This is a genomic window from Limnohabitans sp. Rim28, assembly GCF_000293865.2.
Lineage (GTDB): Bacteria > Pseudomonadota > Gammaproteobacteria > Burkholderiales > Burkholderiaceae_C > Limnohabitans_A.
Window position 1 is genome coordinate 129,512 of record NZ_ALKN02000003.1, and the last position, 18,739, is coordinate 148,250.

The following is an 18,739-nucleotide window of genomic DNA, read 5'->3' on the forward strand; positions in this document are numbered from 1 at the left end:
CGGCGGTCAATGGCTTGAGGTGCCTTTGTGGGTGAGCCGTTCGGCCTTGATGACCGAGGGGGTACGTTTGAGGTGACGCAATACCTGTTCGAGGTGGCTGGTGTCGCGCACAGTGATCACAAACTTCAGTTCGGCCGTGTCTTGTGGTGACTCTTGCCCCATGTCCACATGGACGATGTCCGTCTCGGCGCTGGCCATGGCGCCAGCCACCCGCGCCAGAACCCCTTGGCCGTTGACGACGGTGACCGTGAGTGCGGTTTCAAAGCTGCGGCTCAGTTCATCTGACCATTCCACACCAATGAAGCGTTCGCTGTCTTTGTGCTCAAGTTTGCGGGCCGTGGCGCAATCGCGTGTGTGCACGGCCAAGCCTTCGCCACGCCCCAAATAGCCCACGATGTCGTCGCCCGGCAAAGGGCGACAGCAACGAGAAAACACCACAGAGGCGTTCTCGCTGCCGTCCAAAATGATGGCACCCTGAGAAATGGACTCGTGCGCCGTGAAGCGCTCTCGCGTCATCAAGAGAGGATCGGGTTTTTGGCCTATTTCAGACAACAAGGCGGTCAAACGCTTGGCCACGATGGTGGCGATGCGTTTGCCCAAGCCAATGTCCATCAACAGGTCTTGGCGATTGCGGTTACCCGTGAAGCGCAGCAGTTTTTCCCAAAGCGCGTGGTGCGCATCGTCGGGTGCGGGCAACTGGTGAATGCCTTCTGCGCGCAGGGCTTGTGACAAGAGTTTTTCGCCCAAGCCCACCGACTCGGTTTGGGCCATGGTCTTGAGGTGATGGCGAATTTTGGAGCGCGCGCGTCCCGTGCGCACAAAACCCAGCCAAGCGGGATTGGGGGCGGACACCGGGGCGGTGATCACCTCCACCACATCGCCGTTTTTGAGTTCAGTGCGCAGGGGCACTTGGTCGCCATTGATGCGGGCGGCCATGGCGTGGTCACCCACGCGGCTGTGGATGGCGTACGCAAAATCGACCACCGTGGCCCCGCGAGGCAAGGCCATGATCTGGCTTTTGGGGGTGAAGACATACACCGCATCGGGGAACAGGTCGACCTTGACATGGTCCCAAAACTCGGCGGCATCGCGGGTTTCTTTTTGAATGTCGAGCAGCGATTGCAGCCACTGCGTGCCCAATCGCTCCGATTGAGCGCTGGCCGACTCGTGCTCTTTGTAGAGCCAGTGTGCGGCCACACCCGATTCGGCCACCAAGTGCATGGCTTCGGTGCGCATTTGAAATTCGACGTTCACACCGGAAGGCCCCACTAAGGTGGTGTGCAGCGACTGGTAGCCGTTGACTTTGGCAATCGCGATGTGGTCCTTGAACTTGCCGGGTACCGGCTTGTAGATCTGGTGCAGGCAGCCCAGTGCGGTGTAGCAGTCGGTGACCGAAGGAACGATGACCCGAAAGCCATAGATGTCGGTGACTTGGGCAAAACTCAGGTGCTTTTCATCCATCTTTTTATAGATGGAGTAAAGCGTTTTCTCGCGGCCACTGATGCGCACTTCCATCTTGGATTGGGCAAACACCGCCTCCACATCGGCCTGCACTTTTTGGATCAGGTCGCGGCGGCGGTTGCGTGCACGCGATACCGCTTTGGACAGCACAGCGTAGCGCCATGGCAGCAGGTGCTTGAACGACAAGTCTTGCAGTTCGCGGTAAATCTGATTCAAGCCCAAGCGGTGGGCAATCGGCGCATAGATTTCAAGCGTCTCAGAGGCGATCCGGGCCCACTTGCTGCGGGGCATGTCGGACATGGTGCGCATGTTGTGCGTGCGGTCGGCCAGCTTGATCAGGATCACGCGCACGTCGCGGGCCATGGCCAGCAGCATTTTGCGGAACGACTCGGCTTGGTTCTCTTCTCGGGTGTTGAACTCCAGCTTCTCCAGTTTGGTCAGGCCGTCCACCAATTCGGCCACGGGCGATCCAAAACGCTCGATCAATTCAATTTTGGTGATGCCGCAATCTTCCATGGCATCGTGCAGCAAAGCGGCAGCCAGCGCTTGCGCGTCCAGCTTCCATTCGGTGCACAAACCGGCGACCGCGATGGGGTGGGTGATGTAGGGTTCGCCGCTCTTGCGCATCTGGCCCAAGTGGGCTTCATCGGCAAACTTATAGGCGCGCCGCACCATGTCGGTGTCGGTTTCGTTCAGGTAGCCCAGTTGTGCTTCGAGCACAGCAAAGCTGGCGGCTGCGGCATTGGCAGCGGCCGGGTCCAACAGCTTGACGCGGCTGAGACTGGCTTTGGGGGGTTTGGGCATCACGGCACTCATGGCATCAATGTAACGTAAGCCATAGGAGACTTGAAAAAAGCCAAAAAAAAGCCCCAACATGGGGCTATTTTTTGGGGGGCAAAACCGGTTTCAACCGGTCTTGGCCTTGGGGCTTATTTCAGGACACGCGCTTGAGCATCTCGATACCGACTTTGCCCGCTGCGATTTCGCGCAGTGCAGTCACGCCGGGTTTGTTTTTGCTCTCAATGCGGGCAGTGTGGCCTTGGCTCAGCATGCGTGCGCGGTAAGTGGCGGCCAAAACCAACTGAAAGCGGTTCGGGATTTGTTCCAGGCAGTCTTCAACGGTGATGCGGGCCATGATGTTTTCCTTGAAAATTTCTGTGCTGGGTTCAAGCCATTTTGAGAGCTTGAAAGGTTTCAGGCCGTGCTCGGCGCTGAACGTGGTACTTGAGACGCTGGGCGTGAACAACCGCTTTCAGGTCAAACAAGGCACGGTCAAATACTTCGTTGATTATAACGAAGTCAAATTCTGAGGCTTGGGCCATTTCGACAGCGGCGTTTTGTAAGCGCAACTCAATGATGTCGGCGGTGTCTTCCCCCCGACGCTCCAGGCGCGAGCGCAGCTCTTCCCAACTGGGGGGCAATATGAAAATGAGCACCGCATTGGCGTACATCTTCTTGATCTGCAAGGCGCCTTGGTAGTCGATTTCCAGAATCACGTCCGCGCCTTGGGCCATGCGGTCTTCGATCATCTTTTTGGAGGTGCCATAGCGCTGGCCGTGGACATGGGCCCACTCGACAAAGGCATCGCCCAGCACCATGGCATCAAATTCTTGCCCTGAGGCAAAAAAGTATTCGCGGCCATGTTTTTCTTGACCACGAGGCGCGCGGGTGGTGTGTGACACGGTGGGTTGAACGCGCGAGTCCAGTTCCATCAAGGCCTTGACCAAGCTGGATTTGCCCGCCCCGCTGGGGGCGGCCACGACAAACAGGTTTCCGGGGTAATCCATGTGCAGGCTCTTTATTCGATGTTCTGGACTTGTTCACGCATTTGTTCGATCAGCACTTTCATGTCCACCGAGATGCGCGTCATCTCCAGCGCGGCCGATTTGGAGCCCAAGGTGTTGGCTTCGCGGTGCAGTTCTTGAATCAGGAAGTCAAGACGTTTGCCAATGTCGCCGCCTTTGATCAGCAGGCGGCTGAGTTCATCCAGATGCGAGCGCAGGCGGGTCAGTTCTTCGGCCACGTCGATGCGGATGGCAAACGCCGTGGCTTCGGTCAGTGCCCGGTCTTGCGCCGCTTCGGGCAGATGGCTGCCATCGGCCAAAGCCATAGCGTCTTTCCATCGCTCCAAAAAGCGTTGGCGCTGTTGCTCGACCAATTGCGGAACCAGCGGTACAGCCTGCTCGGCCAAGCCCCGCAATTGCTCGATGTGGCCTTGCAGCATCTCGGTCAGGCGGGCGCCTTCACGGGCGCGGGCTTCGCGCAGGGCATCCACGGCTTGGCTGGCCAGTTGCATCCAGGCGGCTTCATCGGCCGCAGCCGGGCCCGAGCTGCCTGCGGTCATGCGCAGCACGTCGGCCACGCTCAAGGCACGGGCCTGGGGCAACCAATCCTGAATTTTTTCTTGCAGCGTTGCGATTTTTTGCAGGGCATGGTGGTTGGGGGCTTGCAAGGTGGCGCCATCCCCCGCATCCTGGCTGGCACGCACTTCCACTTTGCCGCGTTTGATCTGGCGTGTGATCAGCTCGCGCAGGCTGGGCTCGAGCTGGCGCAACTCCTCGGGCAGGCGAAAACTCAGGTCCAGAAAACGGCTGTTGACCGAACGGATTTCGAACCCCAGTCGGGCCGTTGGGGCCGCGCTGGCAGGGGTTTCTCCGTCTGCGGCCAGCGGGCTGTGCTGCACGCTGGCGTATCCGGTCATACTGTAAACTGGCATTGATCAAGTTCCTTGTGGCAGTGCCTGACCAAACCGGTCTTTGTGCACTGCAAATGCCCAGCCTAAGCACTGAGCATGAAACGAGGCATTATCTCAAACTCTGGGGTCCGACCCGCCCGCTCAAAGCCGGGCGCACTGTCAGGCCCAAGACCCAACACCATTTCAGAGCCACCATGAACACCACTTCCTACGTCCGAACCGGTCGCACCGCCGACGCCCTGCGTGCAGTTCGCATCACCCGGGGTTACACCGTGCACGCCGAAGGCTCGGTGCTGATCGAGTTTGGCCAAACCCGCGTGCTGTGCACCGCTTCGGTCGAAGAAAAAGTACCGGGCCACAAAAAAGGCAGCGGTGAGGGCTGGGTCACGGCCGAATACGGCATGCTGCCCCGCGCCACCCACACCCGAGGTGACCGAGAAGCCGCACGCGGCAAGCAAAGCGGCCGCACCCAAGAAATCCAGCGACTGATAGGCCGCTCGCTGCGGGCTGTGTTTGACTTGAAAAAACTGGGCGAGCGCACCATTCACCTCGATTGCGACGTGCTGCAAGCCGACGGCGGCACCCGCACCGCCAGCATCACGGGCGCTTTTGTAGCGGCCCAAGACGCCGTGAATTGGTTGATGAAGACCGGCAAACTGACCGAATCCCCCATTCTCGACCGCGTGGCCGCCATCTCGGTGGGCCTGAAAAACGGCACCGCTTTGATGGACCTGGATTACCCTGAAGATTCCGCCTGTGACACCGACATGAACGTGGTCATGACCGGCGCCGGTAACTTTGTGGAAGTGCAGGGCACGGCCGAAGGCGTGGCCTTCACCCGCGTCGAGATGGACCGCATGCTGGCGCTGGCCGAAAAAGGCATTGCCCAGTTGGTGCAGTTGCAAAAGCAAGCGCACGACCAGCCCCAAACTTTGACTTTCAGCGCTTGAAGCGCAGGCGATCCGGTTCATGAAAATCGTTCTGGCTTCTAACAACGCGGGCAAACTCGCTGAGTTGCAAACCTTGTTTGCGCCCTTGAGCATGACGCTGGTGCGCCAGTCCGAACTCAACATTCCCGAGGCCGCAGAGCCGTTTAAAACCTTCGTTGAAAACGCCTTGGCCAAAGCGCGCCACGCAGCCCAGCTCAGCGGCTTGCCCGCCTTGGCAGACGATGCCGGTTTGTGCGTGGACGCCTTTGGGGGGCAGCCCGGCGTGGACACGGCTTATTACGCCACCCTGTTTGGCTACCCCAAGGGGGACGACACCAACGTCACCGCTTTGCTGGAACAAATGCAGGGCATCACGAACCGCCGCGCCGCCATGGTCAGCACCCTGGTGGCGGTGCGCAGCGCAGACGACCCGGAGCCGCTGATTGCCGTGGGCCGTGTGGTGGTGCAGATCACGCCCGAGCGCAGGGGCACCAACGGTTTTGGTTTTGATCCGGTGATGTTTTTGCCTGAATTCGGCAAGACCTTTGCCGAGCTGCCACCCGAAGTCAAAAACGCCAACAGCCACCGAGGCCGCTCTGCGCAAGCCATGTTGGTGCTGATGCGCGAGCGTTGGCTGGACAGCGCCGCACCATGAACCCCACGATGGACCCGGTGCACGCCATGCGCCCAGGCGTGCTGCACCTGAACAACTTGCCGCCGCTGTCGCTGTATGTGCACCTGCCTTGGTGCATCAAGAAATGCCCTTATTGCGACTTCAACTCGCACGAATTGCGCGAAGGCGCTGATCCGGTGTCCACGCAAGACGCCTACATCAACGCGCTGTTTGCCGACCTTGAAGCCAGCTTGCCGTTGATTTGGGGTCGCAGCATCCAGACCGTTTTTTTGGGCGGCGGTACACCCAGCTTGTTTTCGCCCGAAGCGATAGACCGTTTGGTGGGTGGCATCCGTGCCCGTGTGCGTTTGGCGCCAGACGCCGAAATCACCATGGAAGCCAACCCCGGCACTTTTGAGAAAGACCGCTTCAAGGCCTTCAGGCAAGCAGGCATCACCCGCTTGTCGATTGGCGTGCAAAGTTTTGACAACGCGCACCTCAAAGCCTTGGGCCGTGTGCACGACCGCGATCAGGCCTTGGCCGCTGTGACCGAAGCGGCGCAGGTGTTTGACACTTTCAATTTAGACCTGATGTACGCCTTGCCGGGCCAGACGCTCGAAGGTCTTACGCAAGACATCCAGACCGCGCTGGCCTTTGCCCCGCCGCACATCTCGATCTACCACCTCACGATCGAACCCAACACGGTGTTCGCCAAGTTTCCGCCCACCTTGCCCGAAGACGACCTGGCCTACGAGATGATGGACCGCATCACCGAGCTCACGGCTTTGGCGGGATTGGCGCGCTACGAAGTCTCGGCCTATGCCAAGCCTGAACACCGTTGCGCCCACAACCTGAACTATTGGCAGTTTGGCGATTACCTCGGCATTGGTGCCGGGGCGCACAGCAAGCTCAGTTTTGCGCACCGGGTGCTGCGCCAGGTGCGCTACCGCGAGCCTGCGCTTTACATGCAGCAAGCCATGAAGGGCGAGCCCGTCACGCAAAGCACCGAAGTGTCACGCCAGGACTTGCCTTTTGAATTCATGCTCAACGCCTTGCGCTTGCGTGATGGCTTCGCTTTGGCTGACTTTGCGGACCGCACGGGCTTGGCCATGACCAGCATCCAAAAGGGTTTGCTGGATGCTGAAAAGAAGGGCTTGATTGGCCGAGACTTGAACCGGGTTTGGCCAACAGACCGAGGATTTGACTTTTTGAGCGATCTGCAAGCGCTCTTTTTGTCAGAGAGCGTTTGAGCATCCCATGCTCAGTCGGTCAGGTTTGACCTCTTGCCCGAATGCGGTCTAAGGCAAATTTGAAGCCGTAGAGCATCAGCAAAGCCCCTAAGGCGTTGCCAATGAACATGGGCCAAACGTCCACCAGGATGTTGGCATCTGGCCTTTCGAACAGCCACCAGAGCAGCTGGTGGCTGATGGCGCTGGCCGCAGAAAAGATCAAGGTCATGTGCAACAAACGTTGGGCACTCATGGACATGATGTGAGGCGCCAACCACCCTTTGTGCTGCAGGTACTTCATCACCAGCCAGGGCGTCAAGCCGGACACCAGGCCATTTAAAAATGGCAACAACCAAGTTTCCGCCGAAAAAAGCGCGCTGTCGATGAACCAGCTGCCCAGCACCAGACCCAAAGCCCCGGGAAAACCCAAAACCAGCACCAAAATGACCCGAAAGCCCGCAGGCAAAAAGACCCAGCTGATGCCATCGTTGTAAGCAAAATGCGCAAAGGCCCAGCCGTTGAGTTGAAAGAACAGCACAAACAAAACAGCGCTGGACATGGCCAGCGCTGTTTGCTCTAGCAAATAACGAAAGCTCCGGGTCATGCCACCGAGTTTTGATGGGCCTGCTGCATGGATTGCCCCAGGTTTTGGAAGTAATCCAGTGTGCGTTGGGTGGGAATCAAGAACTTGGCTCGGCGGTCGCCTTCCAGGTTCAGGTTGCTCAGCATGTCCTTTTCGCGCAAGCGTGTGATGCGTTTGTGCAGCGTAGCGGGTGAGCCGAGATCTGCCAAGCCGATGGCCTCGCGAACGGTCATGGGCTGGTCTTCGTACCAACGCAAGACCACCGCCTGCAACAATGCTTTTTCGTTGGCATCCATTTCTTGTCCATCGGGCAAGGCTTGGATGACTTTGGCCAATTGAAGAAACCGCAGGTAAGCAGAGACCAAAGGGCTGTTTGGAGGGTTGGTTTTATCCATGCCGTGATTTTATCGGATCTGTGGATTTTTTCGACATTAGGGGCCTGTGAATTGTTAAGCTGGCGACAAAAGGAAAAAAGATGACACATCGATTGGCCATCATTGGGCTGGGCATCATGGGGCGACGCATGCTGGACAACGTCTTGCAACACCCTGCATTTGAGGTTTCGGGGGTTTGGGATCCTTCCGCCGAATCGGTCGCCAAAACGCGGCAAGTTTTACCGGGCGTGGCCATCCAGTCCAGCGCCGAAGCCGCCATGGCGGGTGCCGATGCCGTTTACCTGGCCTGCCCGCCGGGACCCCGAAAAGCTTATGCCTTGCAGGCCACCGCTGCCGGTCAAGGTGTTTTCATGGAAAAGCCTTTGGGCACTGACAACGCGCAAAGCCGTGATCTGGTAGCCCAACTGGCCAAGGGGCGTTTGCCGGGCGTGGTCAATTTCACCCAAGCCGCTTCGCGCGGATTTGAAGAGCTGCACCGCGCCATGGCTGCGGGCGAAGCGGGTGAAATTTTAGGCATCGACATCCTGGTGAACTACCCCGCGTGGCCCCGCGCCTGGCAAAAAGACGCCGATTGGCTGCGCCTGCGCGAAGAGGGTGGCTACACCCGCGAGGTCATTTCGCACTTCCTGTTCTTGGCTGGCCGTTTTTTAGGCCCTTTGACTTTGCAGCAGGCCAGCCCCCGTTACCCACAAGACCCCACCTTGTGCGAGCTCGATATGCTGGCCCGTTTGACCACAGCGGACGGCAAACCGGTGACCGTGATGGCGACCACGGGGGGCCAACAGCCAGATCGGCAAGAAGTCACGGTGCGCGGCAGCCGCATGAACCACCAGTTCCGCGAATTTTTCCAACTCTGGCGCTCCGATGGCGGCCCTTGGGTCGAGGCATTGGACTGGTCCACCGAAGACCCGCGCAAAAGCGCCTTGCAGCGTCAACTGAGCGAAGTGGACCTGTGGCTGCGCGGTCAGCCGCACAAATTGGCCACGGCCGAAGAAGCGTTGGCGGTGCAGGAACTGGTGGAGGCGATGCTGGCGGGCAAAGGCTGAATGGCGTGCTTCATGCAAAACGCCCCTTGAGAGGGGCGTTTTTCGTGGTGTCTTGGCGGAAGCGGTGTCTTTAGGACTGTATGCTTGAACATGTTTTTTATCGTCCAAATTGTCCAATTATTTCTATATAAATCAACTAGTTACGTAAATATTTGTCCAAATTTGTCCAAAGAGAATTTGACTAGTCAGAGCAAATAGTGTATCTTAGAGTGTATCTTTTTAGAACTATTTTGACACCAAAATGAGCAAGCTGAACGCACTCAAAATCAAGTCATTGACTAAGGTTGGCATGCACTCTGATGGCAATGGTTTGCACTTGAAAATTCAACTGTCGAAGAAGACTAACACGCTCAATAAGAGTTGGATTTTTCGATGGGGCGCTCAAGGCAAGAACTCGATGGGGCTTGGCTCACTTATAGATGTGTCACTCGCTGATGCTCGTGCAAAGACACTTGAATGCAAGAAGTTAGTCGCAAACGGACTGAACCCACGTGACGAACGTGACAAGGTCAAGGTTGAGCAGAAAGCAGCGAAGGCACATTCGATCACGTTTGAGAAGGCAGCGAAGGAATTCATCAAAACGAATCGAGCATCATGGAAGAATGAGAAACATGCTCAGCAGTGGGAGAACACGCTAGACACTTACGCATATCCAAAGATTGGCAAAGTGGCATGTGCTGAGGTGACAAAAGATCAGGTGCTCTCTATCTTGAAGCCTATTTGGACAGAGAAGCATGAAACAGCAACACGCTTGCGTGGGCGTATTGAGAAAGTGCTTGGGTGGGCTATCGCTAAAGGTTACAGAGCAGCTTCGAACGCCGCTGCCTACAAAGATAACTTGCAGCCACTACTGCCCACGATCAACAAGCGCAAGCGAATTGAACATCATGCTGCAATGCCCTACGACGATGTACCCAACTTCTTTGCGTCAATCAAATATGACCCATCAACGTCTGCACGTGCTCTTGTGTTCTGCATTCTGACTGCGACACGCACGACAGAGACAACAGACGCTGAATGGAAAGAGATAGATCTCAACAAGAATATTTGGATCGTGCCCAAGTCACGCATGAAGCGTGGGATTGAGCATCGAGTACCATTGTCAACGCAATTGACAGCGATCCTGCAGCCAATGGATCAGAAAGAAAGCACCTATGTCTTTCATGGTGCCACAAGAAAAACAAAGCCAATCTCAAATATGACGATGCTGAAATATTTGCAGCGCAAAAAAGGCTGCGAGAAGTTCACTGTGCATGGATTCAGATCGTCATTCCGAGATTGGGCTGCAGAGAAAGGCAACTTCCCACGTGAAGTCTGCGAACAAGCATTGGCACATTCGTTGGCAGATCAGACCGAAGCAGCGTATCAGCGTGGTGACTACTTTGAGAAGCGCAAAGAACTCATGCAAGCGTGGGCAGACTATTGCTTCGGCATAAAAAAGAGTGAATGAACCAAGAGATTCATTCACTCACATGTCCGTTAAAGACCTCGCTCAATGAGAGCCAAGATATCTGACTCTCGCCAACACGTTGTCTTTGGTCCAAGTTTAATGGGCTGAGGGTACTTGCCTTCAGCAACTCCACTCCACCAAGCAGACTTCGAGATGGGCAAGTAACCCACAGTTCCTTTTTTCTTGTTGCGCACGATATCGCTGACACGCAGTAGTTTGCTCATATTTGTAGCTCCAATAAAGTAAAAATTAAATTGTTCGAAACAAGCTATCGATTGCTTGGTAGTACTTGCGATTGTCTCGGCGCAAGGTGTAGGTCACTTCAAGTGTCTTGAGCAACTTTTGATCGTCGTAGACAATGCCCTCTGAAATGAACATCTTCTTGGCATGTGGAAAAAAGGTGTTTGGCTCGCATGGGATCAGTTCGAGATCAATTGATCGACTCACAATGCCGTAATCGATTTTCTCGAAACGATTTGTGCTCAAGATCGTCAAGTCAGTGCCAAGAGTCTGATCGAGCTCGATCTTCAATGCGTCAATCATCTTCTTGTTGGTCATGAAGAACTCTTCGATGATGATGTAATTGAATCGCTGACCATCAATCGTGAACGTTCGGTTGAAATATTTGTTACGTCCATACAAATCATGGATGTCGTCAGCAGATTTCAGATCAGCACACTTTACGACTTGAAGGCTTGCTACACGTTGTTCGATGGCATTGGGGATTAGTCTCTGAAGCAGACTTTTTCCTGTCCCATTCGTCCCATGAAAAATCAGTGGTCGTTCTTCACCACCAAGAACATATGCGTCAACTGTGTCCTTCGCCTCTGCGTTGGGGAATATGAAGTCACTCAATGACTGAGGCGAATATTTTTTAGCTGTATTGATAAACATAAGGTACTTTCATAGATGAGAGTGCAGCGGACTCCGCTGTTCTCTCGATATCGTCAAACTTCGACGTAGTTGTTCACGATTTCAATATCGAGACGGTACTTGTTTTTAACTTTGTAGACGTATTCAGCGAGTTCAAATTTGGCTTCATCAGATGGCATCTTGTTGAAGCGAATCGTGATTTCATAGGGCTCAAAGACTTCTTCAGCTTCGAACTCAACAGTTGTCATTGCAGTCGCAGCAACACGCTCAAGCATCGTGCTCGTCGCTTGCTTTGCGAACTCGTGAGTGGACTGACTTGATTTGACTTCATTCACTTCGTCAGTGGATTCTTTGACCGATTCGCTCGAATCGTTCTGAATAGCATCAGAAGACGCTGTAGCTGTCGAAGACAGTTCAGTCTTGCTCGATGCAGCGTTGATGTCTTCATGCGCTTCCTGAGTAGTCTGAGCAGTCTGAGGCACTGCATTCGCGGGCGTAATAGTCGTGAGCACAGGAGTCGTCGGGGCAGTAGTCTTGGGGGCAACAGCACTCGCAGCAGATGTCTTCGACTTATCTTCAGTCTTCTTGCCCATCAACTGCTTCAGTTGATCGCCCGTTATGTTCGCCAAGCTGTTCTCAGTTGCCACAAGTGCCTCGAATGTTTCAGAGGGCAATTGAGTGATTTCGTAGATGCTTGTCCAAGAGTTGGGCAACAGTTCTGCGTACTGATAGAACTTGTCGTATTTCTCGCCAATCTTCAGGTATTTGCGAACAGTCGCATCTTCGCCCTTGCGACCAATCTCGTTGCAGAACTTCAAGAAGTCTTGACTGCCAAGCTCCTTCTTCGCATCGAAGACCACTCGACACATCTCAAGCGTCGATTGAGCAGTCTTCTTCGACCACGAGTTGAACTCAGTCTTGTACTTGTCACGCTCAGACAAATAAACAGAGACATTCATATTTGAGTCACTGTTTACTGCAGCAACAACCCCAACGTCCTTACCCAACTGCTTATATGTTCCAATTTGAACATTCGTTGCCTTAAACATAAAATAAATCCTTAAATAAAATAATTTACAAATCAACCAACCAACTCAATTTGCCATCAGTAAAATACCATCTCCTTGCTTTCCATGTAAATTCCAAAATAAAATTCAATATCGATAATTTCTTCGCTGAAAAACATATTATTCATAAATGCCTCTTTGGTTATTCGAATCACTATCGATTCAGACTACAGTATCTCAGATAAGCTATTTTTTGATAATTCAAAAAGTGTGGTCCACACTTCTTGAATTTAAAAGTCTCATGAAAGACGTTTCTTTGTTCCATCAACTAATTGCTCATTATCTTTTTAAGTGCTTTAGCTGCATTTTTAGCAGCCATAATTCCAAGCATTGCATGCAAATTCAAATCGCAGTCAGCAGTGTCATCGTCCATTCCAAAACTATAAAGTTTCACAAGATTATCTGACCACGAGATATTTTGTCCACGCCAACTTCCAAAACTCCATTTGCCATTTTCTATATCAAATTCAAATCCATTTTTAGTCCAATCAGCAGCCGTACTAATTTTTACTAATTCAGTGGGGAGACGTCCACGCTCGCGACATATTTGCACTAGCGTGTCAAAGAAACCACTTTGATCTAGCAGCTTTCTTGCGCTTTTATCTTTCTTTCCATAGCTCAAGCTGACATCAAAAATTTCCTGAGAACCATACTCTTTATAGCTACAGAAAGTCAAAATAACATTAATATCAATTTTCTTCATATAATTCCTCATTAGATTAAAATAAAATTTACAAGTAAATCAGGCTACGATTTACTCATTGGTGATGAGTGAAGCACCTTGCTTAACTCAGACTCTAGTATCTCAGAAACACTATTTTTTGATAATTCAAAAAGTGTGGACCACACTTCTTAAATTTGATTTTTCATCGCTCAAATAATTACTGCAGAAGTCCAAGACGAATTGACAATGCTTTGAATCTCTGATTTCAGATTTTCAAAATTTGTTTCTGCATCATGCAATGCTTCATCAATATCGTCCTTAGCACTTCTATAAAAAATGTTCAGATTACACTCGTCAGCAATGTTTTCTAATGAGTCGAATAATTCTTGTGCTTCATTTAGTTGTCCAATTCGATATTCAATATCACTAACACCATCCAACTTCTCTATAAATTCCTCAGCAGAGTCTTGATTTAACTCAAACGATGCAATATAAACATCATCAGACAAGCAATCAAAGCTTAAAATTGGTTGCATTGCATCATTGCTAAAGATGAAGAACTTGCGAGTTGAGAAATTAACATGCTCATACTCAATCAATGTATCTTTATCTGCAGAAAGAAGAAGCCATGACAATTTCTCGAATGTCTCTTCTTTAATTTTGAATTTTTTTTCGAAGACATCCCATGAATTCACATTTCTATCGAACAAAGTTACGCTGTTACATTTAAAGTTTTTCTTAAGATTTTTTTCAGTATATTTTTTCTGAAATAACTTGACGGATTTCAAGTCTATATTTTTAGAAATAACCATTGCAAACTTAGCCATCACAAACTCCTATTTAAAAAAGAATTAAACAAATTGCTCAATTCAGACTGTAGTATCTCAGATTAATGATTTTTTGATAATTCAATAATCTTGGTCCAAGCATCTTGAAATAATCAACTAAAGTCGGAATTTCGCTTGTTGCTTATCTCCGCGAAGTCTGCTTGCACGGCAATTGATAAACTACTATTAATTATTTGAAATGAATCGGTAAATCCCAGTGATTGATAATAATAAGAGTAGCGGTCCAGACGCTCAGTTTCAGCTCTCAATACTTTAACTTTGCAGTTCTTAATCACATAATTAATCAATTCATATAAAATACCTTGATTTCTATATGTTTTCTTAACAAATGCATCTGATGCGCACCACACCTCTTGTTTGCAATATTTTTCATATGCCTTTGTTTTATCTGTAATTCTGATGTATCCAAGACTACTATCATTTTTTTTCGCAACAAAAAACCTACAATTAACACCAAACATTTTTTCATTCAATTCAATCTTACCGCCACTATAATTTTTCATGAAAAACTCCATCCATTTACGTTTCTCTTTAATGTTAAAAATTTCCACAATATTAATTTGCTCCTTGGCGTAAAATTTCTCCTCATTTGCATAAAACTCAGATAGGCAAGTGCCGCTATCATAATATTCCATAATAATCTCCTATTCAATTTAAAATAAATTAAGCACCTCGCCTAATTCAGACTCTAGTATCTCAAAATATTGATTTTTCGTTAACTTAATAAACTTGGACCAAGCATCTTGAATTATTGGGCTGAGTTGTCAGTTCATTTAATTCGACTTTTATTATCCATATGTGCGAATTGAAATTAATCAAATAATCATGGTCCAAGCATCTTGAATTTGCATATTGCTTTGACCAAAATTTCCACATAAGATCCATGAACTGTTCCAAATTGAACAACTTCATGACTACACGACGACTCCCTAAAGCAAGCCCTCTCAACAAAGAGCCATACAGACAGTGGTATGAGTTCTTGAAACGTGCGAAGTTGCGAGGTATGGTCGTGTCTAAGGACTATGCTGAGTGGGGTGACACGAGCATTGGTTTTGATAGGTGGTGGACATCTCATGGGAGCAAGATGTTCACCATCGTCTCGAATGGCGTTGACCTTGCGACTGAAGCCACAGCTACTGATGACAACTACTACTTGTTTGCCATCCCCAAGCATCTATCTCCACGACAGACACGTGATGAAGCTGAGAAGTTGATGAAGAGGCTCAAGGCTGAGCATGGGCAACACAAGCTGAATGCGAAGTGGAGACTGACAGAGGACGCTGCACCTAAGCTTGAGTCCATGCGTATCTACCTACATGCGCTCGATTGCCATGCCAAACTTACTCAGCAAGCAATTACTGATGGCAAAACGGAAAAAGATGTAAAGATGGTTGAGGTACTTGCTGCGCTGCGTCTCTACTACATTAAGAAGGCTGAACGTTACAAGCTGAAAGGTGATCAAATGCCTGTTCGTTTGCAACATGGCGATGGTGGTCACGAAACTGACCCAACAAAGATTGTTGTCAGCGACCACAGCGATCCCAAAGTTGCCACACAGTCGATAAATGCTGTGCGTGAATATTTAATAAAAGGGAATGTAATTCTTGAACGAGTTGCAAAGGGAATTTTTCCCTAATAAATCATTCACATTTTCAATAAATTTTTATTGAGTTTTTTGGAGAGAGAAATGGCTAGAGCAAAATTTTGCATGGTTAAACTGAGTGTGGCTCAAGCATTAAAAATTCGAGACTATAACGATTCAGTCGTCAAAGACTCGCCTTTAAAATTCAAATGCGTTGAATGCGGTAAACCCGTTCGACCACATACTGAGGCAGTAGGAGCTACCGCATATTTTGGTCATTTGAGACGGAATCCAAACTGCAAGCTCAGTGACAAACTTGTAAAGCGTGCCACTAAAAAAGATTAAGACAACAATTCAACAGCAGTTCTCATGCTCTTGGGCGAAACTTCCACGTAGAGAAAAGTGGTTTGAATTTGACGATGTCCAAGTAATTTCTGAATGATCTTTGGATTGATTGAGTTTTCGCTCAATACAGTGGCAAATCTGCGTCTGCCACTGTGACTTGAGCAGCCACTCAGTCCACTCTCACGATAGATGCGACTGAACCACTGCGAAAGAGTGTTGGGATCGAAACCCTCAATGTGCGATTTCTGCGAGTAGAACAATGCACGTGATGTGTCTGTTTGATTCAAGACCTTCAAGTCTTTCTCTTTGAGCTTGAATCGTACAGACAGATAGTCTGTGATTGCTTCACGCAGTTTCTGAGGAAACAGAACGGTGCGACCACGATTGCCTTTCGTTTCGTCTGCTGACAGAAAAACCTCGTCTTTGATCGAACCATCCTCATTCAATACGTGCTTGAGTGTCAAACTTGAAATTTCGCCTACTCGCAAACCTGCAAGATGAGAAATTGCAAGAAGACACTTGTTACGTGACTGATGCTTCTTCTTCGCAAGAAGAAGTAAGACACGACGATATTCTTTTTCAGTGAGAATTTTTGCTTGACTCATCTTAGTAGCCCAAATGTTGAGATTTATGAGCTATACGATATTCCCAAACATTAGGTAGGACAAGCCTTTAGAAAAAGATTGGCAAATTCTTTGGAAATCAATAAGTTAAGTGAGGAATGTTGATTAATATGGATTAGTCAACATTTTCTCCAAAAAACTCGATTTGAGTGCATGAGTGTCCATGACTGACACTGAGTCACTGACCACGAAAAAATCGCTTGTGCGTGGATCTGATGCGTCTGTGTGTATTCTCAAATACTCGCAGACATGCCTCTGCGCTAGCTACCGTAGAACCCAAACTGTGCAGAGGCAAAAGGAAAGTTCTACCTCTTCGTCAGATCCAACACGGCAAGCGCAATTACCATCTTCCGTATATGGTCCGTATACGGATGAAAAATGAGCTTGTGCTTGGATCTCTGCAGTTTGTGACGTACTATTCCAATTAATCACAACTACTTTTGGATGGAATCACACATGACCACGGTTGCCCAACTTCTCGCTCAGAAAGCTGCCCTTGAAGCTCAGATTGAGGCTGCACAGAAAGCACATGTAGCTGAAGGCATAGCTCAAGTGAAAGCGATCATTGCTGAGTACAGCTTGACCAAAGAAGATGTGTTTGGTGCTTCTGCAAAGCGTGGACGCAAGGCTAGTGGCTCAGTTGCACCCAAGTTCAAAGACCCCATCAGTGGTGCTACATGGACAGGTCGTGGCAAAGCACCTAAGTGGATCGAAGGGCAGGATCGTAACAAATTTGCTATCGCTTGACCGTCACATTTCCATTGTGATACAGTGGAAGCACATCAAGAGACGAGTAGCACTCGCACCAACCTGCTTTCTTGAGCAAGGTGGTCGCCTAGAAGGCGATGTGGTCTGAACAGACAACAACACAAGTGCTAACCCGTCCTTGAGACGGGTTTTTTTATGGCTTGACCGTCCTAAACGGTTGGGGGGATTTGTTCCCTATTGCGACCCCCGACGCATTGTCAAAGTCGCTAAAAAGGAGATGGCAATGCCAACTACTCGTTCGTCTGCGATTGACCTCGCATATCGCCCTGAAACGTACTTTTGGGCGCATGACAAAAAAATCACACTGTCGTCAGACATAAAGGGCGCAGAGCGCAAGGCTCTGTACGAAAGGCTCGTTGAGGCAGACGAGACTGAACTTGCAAGTACCCTGATCCAAGAGCCAACACTTTCAAGAAATGACAGAGAGTCAATTGGACGCATTCACCCTCGATTCATGGGAGGTGAATATCTCCCTGATCGTCTCGGTGAGGAGGTGGAGATTGCAAGAATCACTATCGCATCTACGACACAAGACGTGACATGTGTCTATGCGAAGCGTGGAAAAAATCGCATCTATTACAGAGTGGTTGATGAATACGGTGGGGACACGTTGAACAACCCATGTCGCACATCTAGCAAGCCACTTACGCTAAAGCAGCTGACTGACTTCTTCATTGGTGCGTGGGACTTGATTGCATGTCTCGATGCGAATTTTGAGTATGAAAACTATCCACGAGAAGAAGTTCATGACTTTATTGTGGATGCGAGTTCAAGTTTCTACGCAGAGTTCGGGGAACTTATTCATGAACGCATAGATTCATGGCTTGATGAGCGACGAGCTGCGCTAGGTTTGGATGAAGAAGAAACAAAAAAAGATTGAAGACAGAGCCCCCCACGCTCTTTAATGTGGGGATCGCTGATTTAAGGGCAACTTGCAGAGCGATTAATCAAGTACTGCTAAAGCGTCATGCTGCGACTCCCCTGCACGCTGCAAGACGCATCCTAAGTGATGCAGGATGAGAGGTGGAAATGAAAACAGCATTTTTTCAGAGCAGCGATTTCAAGTACTTCGCAGAAATCACGAAGGTCGATCTAGTTGAAGACAGTTATAGCTTGAAGATTTCAAGTCAGTGGGGTAGTGCAAAGAACCCCGATGCTGAGCAGACTCAATTTCAAGTGACCTGCAGCAAGGCTGACTTGCTATCCCTTGTCGCAACGATTACAAAGGGAGTTGGCTGTGAATGAAGAGATTGATGACATGCAGTCTCTAAAGTGTCGAGAGGGTGATCTAGCGGTCATCATCTTCGATGAAAGAGGCTGTGAAGATAACGTAGGTCGAATCGTGAGGGTACTTGGGTCACCGCGCTCAGATAAAAATCAAGGCATCTGTTGGCTGATTGAGCCTGAGTATGACGAGACTTGGCATGTTTTTAATGATGGCTACATCGAAACTGATGTTCGACCATTCAGGGAAAAGATTGAGCACCCTGACTCTTGGATGATCCCATTGTGGAGCAAGCATGTCGAACGCAAGTCGTTGTTAGAGGTGGCAGCATGAAGTGTTTTGA

At 50.2% G+C, this 18,739-nt stretch carries 23 protein-coding genes and 1 riboswitch; of the genes, 10 read left to right on the forward strand and 13 right to left on the reverse strand.

The window, feature by feature from the left end; all coding sequences use genetic code 11:
- Nucleotides 1–6 precede the first annotated feature (6 nt).
- From B472_RS04985 to B472_RS05000, 4 genes are all read right to left on the reverse strand, one after another.
- Entirely contained in the window at nt 7–2,277 is a 2,271-nt protein-coding gene (locus B472_RS04985; RefSeq protein WP_040505805.1) for a bifunctional (p)ppGpp synthetase/guanosine-3',5'-bis(diphosphate) 3'-pyrophosphohydrolase, read from the reverse strand.
- A gap of 118 nt (nt 2,278–2,395) precedes the next feature.
- On the reverse strand, nt 2,396–2,596 hold the full coding sequence (gene rpoZ, locus B472_RS04990; RefSeq protein ID WP_019425866.1) for a DNA-directed RNA polymerase subunit omega: 201 nt from the start codon (nt 2,594–2,596) through the stop codon (nt 2,396–2,398).
- A gap of 31 nt (nt 2,597–2,627) precedes the next feature.
- Entirely contained in the window at nt 2,628–3,248 is a 621-nt protein-coding gene (gmk, locus tag B472_RS04995) for a guanylate kinase (RefSeq protein WP_019425867.1), read from the reverse strand.
- A gap of 11 nt (nt 3,249–3,259) precedes the next feature.
- Nucleotides 3,260–4,162: a YicC/YloC family endoribonuclease gene (locus B472_RS05000; RefSeq protein WP_019425868.1), complete on the reverse strand. Its 903-nt coding sequence runs from the start codon at nt 4,160–4,162 to the stop codon at nt 3,260–3,262.
- A gap of 188 nt (nt 4,163–4,350) precedes the next feature.
- Between B472_RS05000 and rph the strand changes: the two genes are divergently transcribed.
- From rph to hemW, 3 genes are read left to right on the forward strand one after another with little or no spacing between them, the layout of a single operon-like run.
- Nucleotides 4,351–5,106 (forward strand): ribonuclease PH, encoded by a 756-nt coding sequence (rph, locus tag B472_RS05005; protein ID WP_019425869.1) that lies wholly within the window; start codon nt 4,351–4,353, stop codon nt 5,104–5,106.
- Nucleotides 5,107–5,125: 19 nt separating this feature from the next.
- Nucleotides 5,126–5,740 (forward strand): RdgB/HAM1 family non-canonical purine NTP pyrophosphatase, encoded by a 615-nt coding sequence (gene rdgB, locus B472_RS05010; RefSeq protein ID WP_019425870.1) that lies wholly within the window; start codon nt 5,126–5,128, stop codon nt 5,738–5,740.
- Nucleotides 5,737–6,948 (forward strand): radical SAM family heme chaperone HemW, encoded by a 1,212-nt coding sequence (gene hemW / locus B472_RS05015; RefSeq protein ID WP_019425871.1) that lies wholly within the window; start codon nt 5,737–5,739, stop codon nt 6,946–6,948. The genes rdgB and hemW overlap by 4 nt, the downstream gene beginning before the upstream one ends.
- A 19-nt stretch (nt 6,949–6,967) precedes the next feature.
- Here the strand turns inward: hemW and B472_RS05020 are convergent, their stop codons facing one another.
- Both B472_RS05020 and B472_RS05025 read right to left on the reverse strand, forming a co-directional pair.
- On the reverse strand, nt 6,968–7,531 hold the full coding sequence (locus tag B472_RS05020; RefSeq protein ID WP_040505795.1) for a hypothetical protein: 564 nt from the start codon (nt 7,529–7,531) through the stop codon (nt 6,968–6,970).
- Entirely contained in the window at nt 7,528–7,905 is a 378-nt protein-coding gene (locus B472_RS05025) for a hypothetical protein (protein WP_019425873.1), read from the reverse strand. Before B472_RS05025 ends, B472_RS05020 begins: the two co-directional genes overlap by 4 nt.
- 80 nt (nt 7,906–7,985) lie before the next feature.
- Between B472_RS05025 and B472_RS05030 the strand changes: the two genes are divergently transcribed.
- Together B472_RS05030 and B472_RS05035 are read left to right on the forward strand one after the other, a co-directional pair.
- Nucleotides 7,986–8,951: a Gfo/Idh/MocA family protein gene (locus tag B472_RS05030; protein WP_019425874.1), complete on the forward strand. Its 966-nt coding sequence runs from the start codon at nt 7,986–7,988 to the stop codon at nt 8,949–8,951.
- Between the two features lie 241 nt (nt 8,952–9,192).
- Nucleotides 9,193–10,401: a site-specific integrase gene (locus B472_RS05035; protein WP_019425875.1), complete on the forward strand. Its 1,209-nt coding sequence runs from the start codon at nt 9,193–9,195 to the stop codon at nt 10,399–10,401.
- Between the two features lie 29 nt (nt 10,402–10,430).
- Here the strand turns inward: B472_RS05035 and B472_RS17415 are convergent, their stop codons facing one another.
- The 6 genes from B472_RS17415 to B472_RS05065 form a co-directional block, all read right to left on the reverse strand.
- The gene (locus B472_RS17415; protein ID WP_081504922.1) at nt 10,431–10,625 is read right to left on the reverse strand and encodes an AlpA family transcriptional regulator; all 195 of its coding nucleotides are present in this window, start codon (nt 10,623–10,625) and stop codon (nt 10,431–10,433) included.
- A 25-nt stretch (nt 10,626–10,650) separates the two neighbouring features.
- On the reverse strand, nt 10,651–11,295 hold the full coding sequence (locus tag B472_RS05045; RefSeq protein WP_026039332.1) for a hypothetical protein: 645 nt from the start codon (nt 11,293–11,295) through the stop codon (nt 10,651–10,653).
- Nucleotides 11,296–11,348: 53 nt separating this feature from the next.
- Nucleotides 11,349–12,323: a hypothetical protein gene (locus B472_RS05050; protein WP_019425877.1), complete on the reverse strand. Its 975-nt coding sequence runs from the start codon at nt 12,321–12,323 to the stop codon at nt 11,349–11,351.
- A 286-nt stretch (nt 12,324–12,609) separates the two neighbouring features.
- Nucleotides 12,610–13,044, reverse strand: coding sequence for a hypothetical protein (locus B472_RS05055; protein WP_133176069.1), 435 nt, complete (start codon nt 13,042–13,044; stop codon nt 12,610–12,612).
- A gap of 170 nt (nt 13,045–13,214) precedes the next feature.
- On the reverse strand, nt 13,215–13,832 hold the full coding sequence (locus B472_RS05060) for a hypothetical protein (protein ID WP_019425879.1): 618 nt from the start codon (nt 13,830–13,832) through the stop codon (nt 13,215–13,217).
- A 113-nt stretch (nt 13,833–13,945) separates the two neighbouring features.
- Entirely contained in the window at nt 13,946–14,488 is a 543-nt protein-coding gene (locus tag B472_RS05065; protein WP_019425880.1) for a GNAT family N-acetyltransferase, read from the reverse strand.
- A 449-nt stretch (nt 14,489–14,937) separates the two neighbouring features.
- On the opposite strand from B472_RS05065, the gene B472_RS05070 reads away from it, so the two are divergent.
- Nucleotides 14,938–15,489 (forward strand): hypothetical protein, encoded by a 552-nt coding sequence (locus B472_RS05070; RefSeq protein ID WP_133176070.1) that lies wholly within the window; start codon nt 14,938–14,940, stop codon nt 15,487–15,489.
- 287 nt (nt 15,490–15,776) lie between these two features.
- Here the strand turns inward: B472_RS05070 and B472_RS05075 are convergent, their stop codons facing one another.
- A complete protein-coding gene (locus B472_RS05075) occupies nt 15,777–16,385 on the reverse strand; it encodes a tyrosine-type recombinase/integrase (protein WP_019425882.1) in 609 nt (202 codons plus the stop codon).
- A gap of 474 nt (nt 16,386–16,859) precedes the next feature.
- Here B472_RS05075 and B472_RS05080 point away from each other — a divergent pair, with 474 nt between their 5' ends.
- The 4 genes from B472_RS05080 (at nt 16,860) to B472_RS05090 (ending at nt 18,729) form a co-directional block, all read left to right on the forward strand.
- Nucleotides 16,860–17,150: an H-NS family nucleoid-associated regulatory protein gene (locus tag B472_RS05080; RefSeq protein ID WP_019425883.1), complete on the forward strand. Its 291-nt coding sequence runs from the start codon at nt 16,860–16,862 to the stop codon at nt 17,148–17,150.
- A gap of 27 nt (nt 17,151–17,177) precedes the next feature.
- Nucleotides 17,178–17,281: riboswitch (SAM-I-IV-variant riboswitch) on the forward strand.
- A 113-nt stretch (nt 17,282–17,394) separates the two neighbouring features.
- Complete coding sequence (locus B472_RS05085; RefSeq protein WP_133176071.1) at nt 17,395–18,051, forward strand: hypothetical protein; 657 nt, start codon at nt 17,395–17,397, stop codon at nt 18,049–18,051.
- Between the two features lie 149 nt (nt 18,052–18,200).
- A complete protein-coding gene (locus tag B472_RS16930; protein WP_133176072.1) occupies nt 18,201–18,416 on the forward strand; it encodes a hypothetical protein in 216 nt (71 codons plus the stop codon).
- On the forward strand, nt 18,409–18,729 hold the full coding sequence (locus tag B472_RS05090; RefSeq protein ID WP_133176073.1) for a hypothetical protein: 321 nt from the start codon (nt 18,409–18,411) through the stop codon (nt 18,727–18,729). The genes B472_RS16930 and B472_RS05090 overlap by 8 nt, the downstream gene beginning before the upstream one ends.
- Nucleotides 18,730–18,739 lie beyond the last annotated feature (10 nt).

Bases quoted from the DNA above. Each gene is read 5' to 3' on its own strand.
- rph (WP_019425869.1), top strand. From the start codon at position 4,351: ATGAACACCACTTCCTACGTCCGAACCGGTCGCACCGCCGACGCCCTG.
- B472_RS16930 (WP_133176072.1), top strand. From the start codon at position 18,201: ATGAAAACAGCATTTTTTCAGAGCAGCGATTTCAAGTACTTCGCAGAA.
- B472_RS05000 (WP_019425868.1), bottom strand. From the start codon at position 4,162: ATGACCGGATACGCCAGCGTGCAGCACAGCCCGCTGGCCGCAGACGGA.
- B472_RS05050 (WP_019425877.1), bottom strand. From the start codon at position 12,323: ATGTTTAAGGCAACGAATGTTCAAATTGGAACATATAAGCAGTTGGGT.
- B472_RS05045 (WP_026039332.1), bottom strand. From the start codon at position 11,295: ATGTTTATCAATACAGCTAAAAAATATTCGCCTCAGTCATTGAGTGAC.
- B472_RS05025 (WP_019425873.1), bottom strand. From the start codon at position 7,905: ATGGATAAAACCAACCCTCCAAACAGCCCTTTGGTCTCTGCTTACCTG.
- B472_RS05055 (WP_133176069.1), bottom strand. From the start codon at position 13,044: ATGAAGAAAATTGATATTAATGTTATTTTGACTTTCTGTAGCTATAAA.
- B472_RS05070 (WP_133176070.1), top strand. From the start codon at position 14,938: ATGTTCACCATCGTCTCGAATGGCGTTGACCTTGCGACTGAAGCCACA.
- rpoZ (WP_019425866.1), bottom strand. From the start codon at position 2,596: ATGGCCCGCATCACCGTTGAAGACTGCCTGGAACAAATCCCGAACCGC.
- gmk (WP_019425867.1), bottom strand. From the start codon at position 3,248: ATGGATTACCCCGGAAACCTGTTTGTCGTGGCCGCCCCCAGCGGGGCG.
- B472_RS05080 (WP_019425883.1), top strand. From the start codon at position 16,860: ATGACCACGGTTGCCCAACTTCTCGCTCAGAAAGCTGCCCTTGAAGCT.
- rdgB (WP_019425870.1), top strand. From the start codon at position 5,126: ATGAAAATCGTTCTGGCTTCTAACAACGCGGGCAAACTCGCTGAGTTG.
- hemW (WP_019425871.1), top strand. From the start codon at position 5,737: ATGAACCCCACGATGGACCCGGTGCACGCCATGCGCCCAGGCGTGCTG.
- B472_RS05085 (WP_133176071.1), top strand. From the start codon at position 17,395: ATGCCAACTACTCGTTCGTCTGCGATTGACCTCGCATATCGCCCTGAA.
- B472_RS05060 (WP_019425879.1), bottom strand. From the start codon at position 13,832: ATGGCTAAGTTTGCAATGGTTATTTCTAAAAATATAGACTTGAAATCC.
- B472_RS04985 (WP_040505805.1), bottom strand. From the start codon at position 2,277: ATGAGTGCCGTGATGCCCAAACCCCCCAAAGCCAGTCTCAGCCGCGTC.
- B472_RS05065 (WP_019425880.1), bottom strand. From the start codon at position 14,488: ATGGAATATTATGATAGCGGCACTTGCCTATCTGAGTTTTATGCAAAT.
- B472_RS05075 (WP_019425882.1), bottom strand. From the start codon at position 16,385: ATGAGTCAAGCAAAAATTCTCACTGAAAAAGAATATCGTCGTGTCTTA.
- B472_RS05035 (WP_019425875.1), top strand. From the start codon at position 9,193: ATGAGCAAGCTGAACGCACTCAAAATCAAGTCATTGACTAAGGTTGGC.
- B472_RS05030 (WP_019425874.1), top strand. From the start codon at position 7,986: ATGACACATCGATTGGCCATCATTGGGCTGGGCATCATGGGGCGACGC.
- B472_RS05020 (WP_040505795.1), bottom strand. From the start codon at position 7,531: ATGACCCGGAGCTTTCGTTATTTGCTAGAGCAAACAGCGCTGGCCATG.
- B472_RS17415 (WP_081504922.1), bottom strand. From the start codon at position 10,625: ATGAGCAAACTACTGCGTGTCAGCGATATCGTGCGCAACAAGAAAAAA.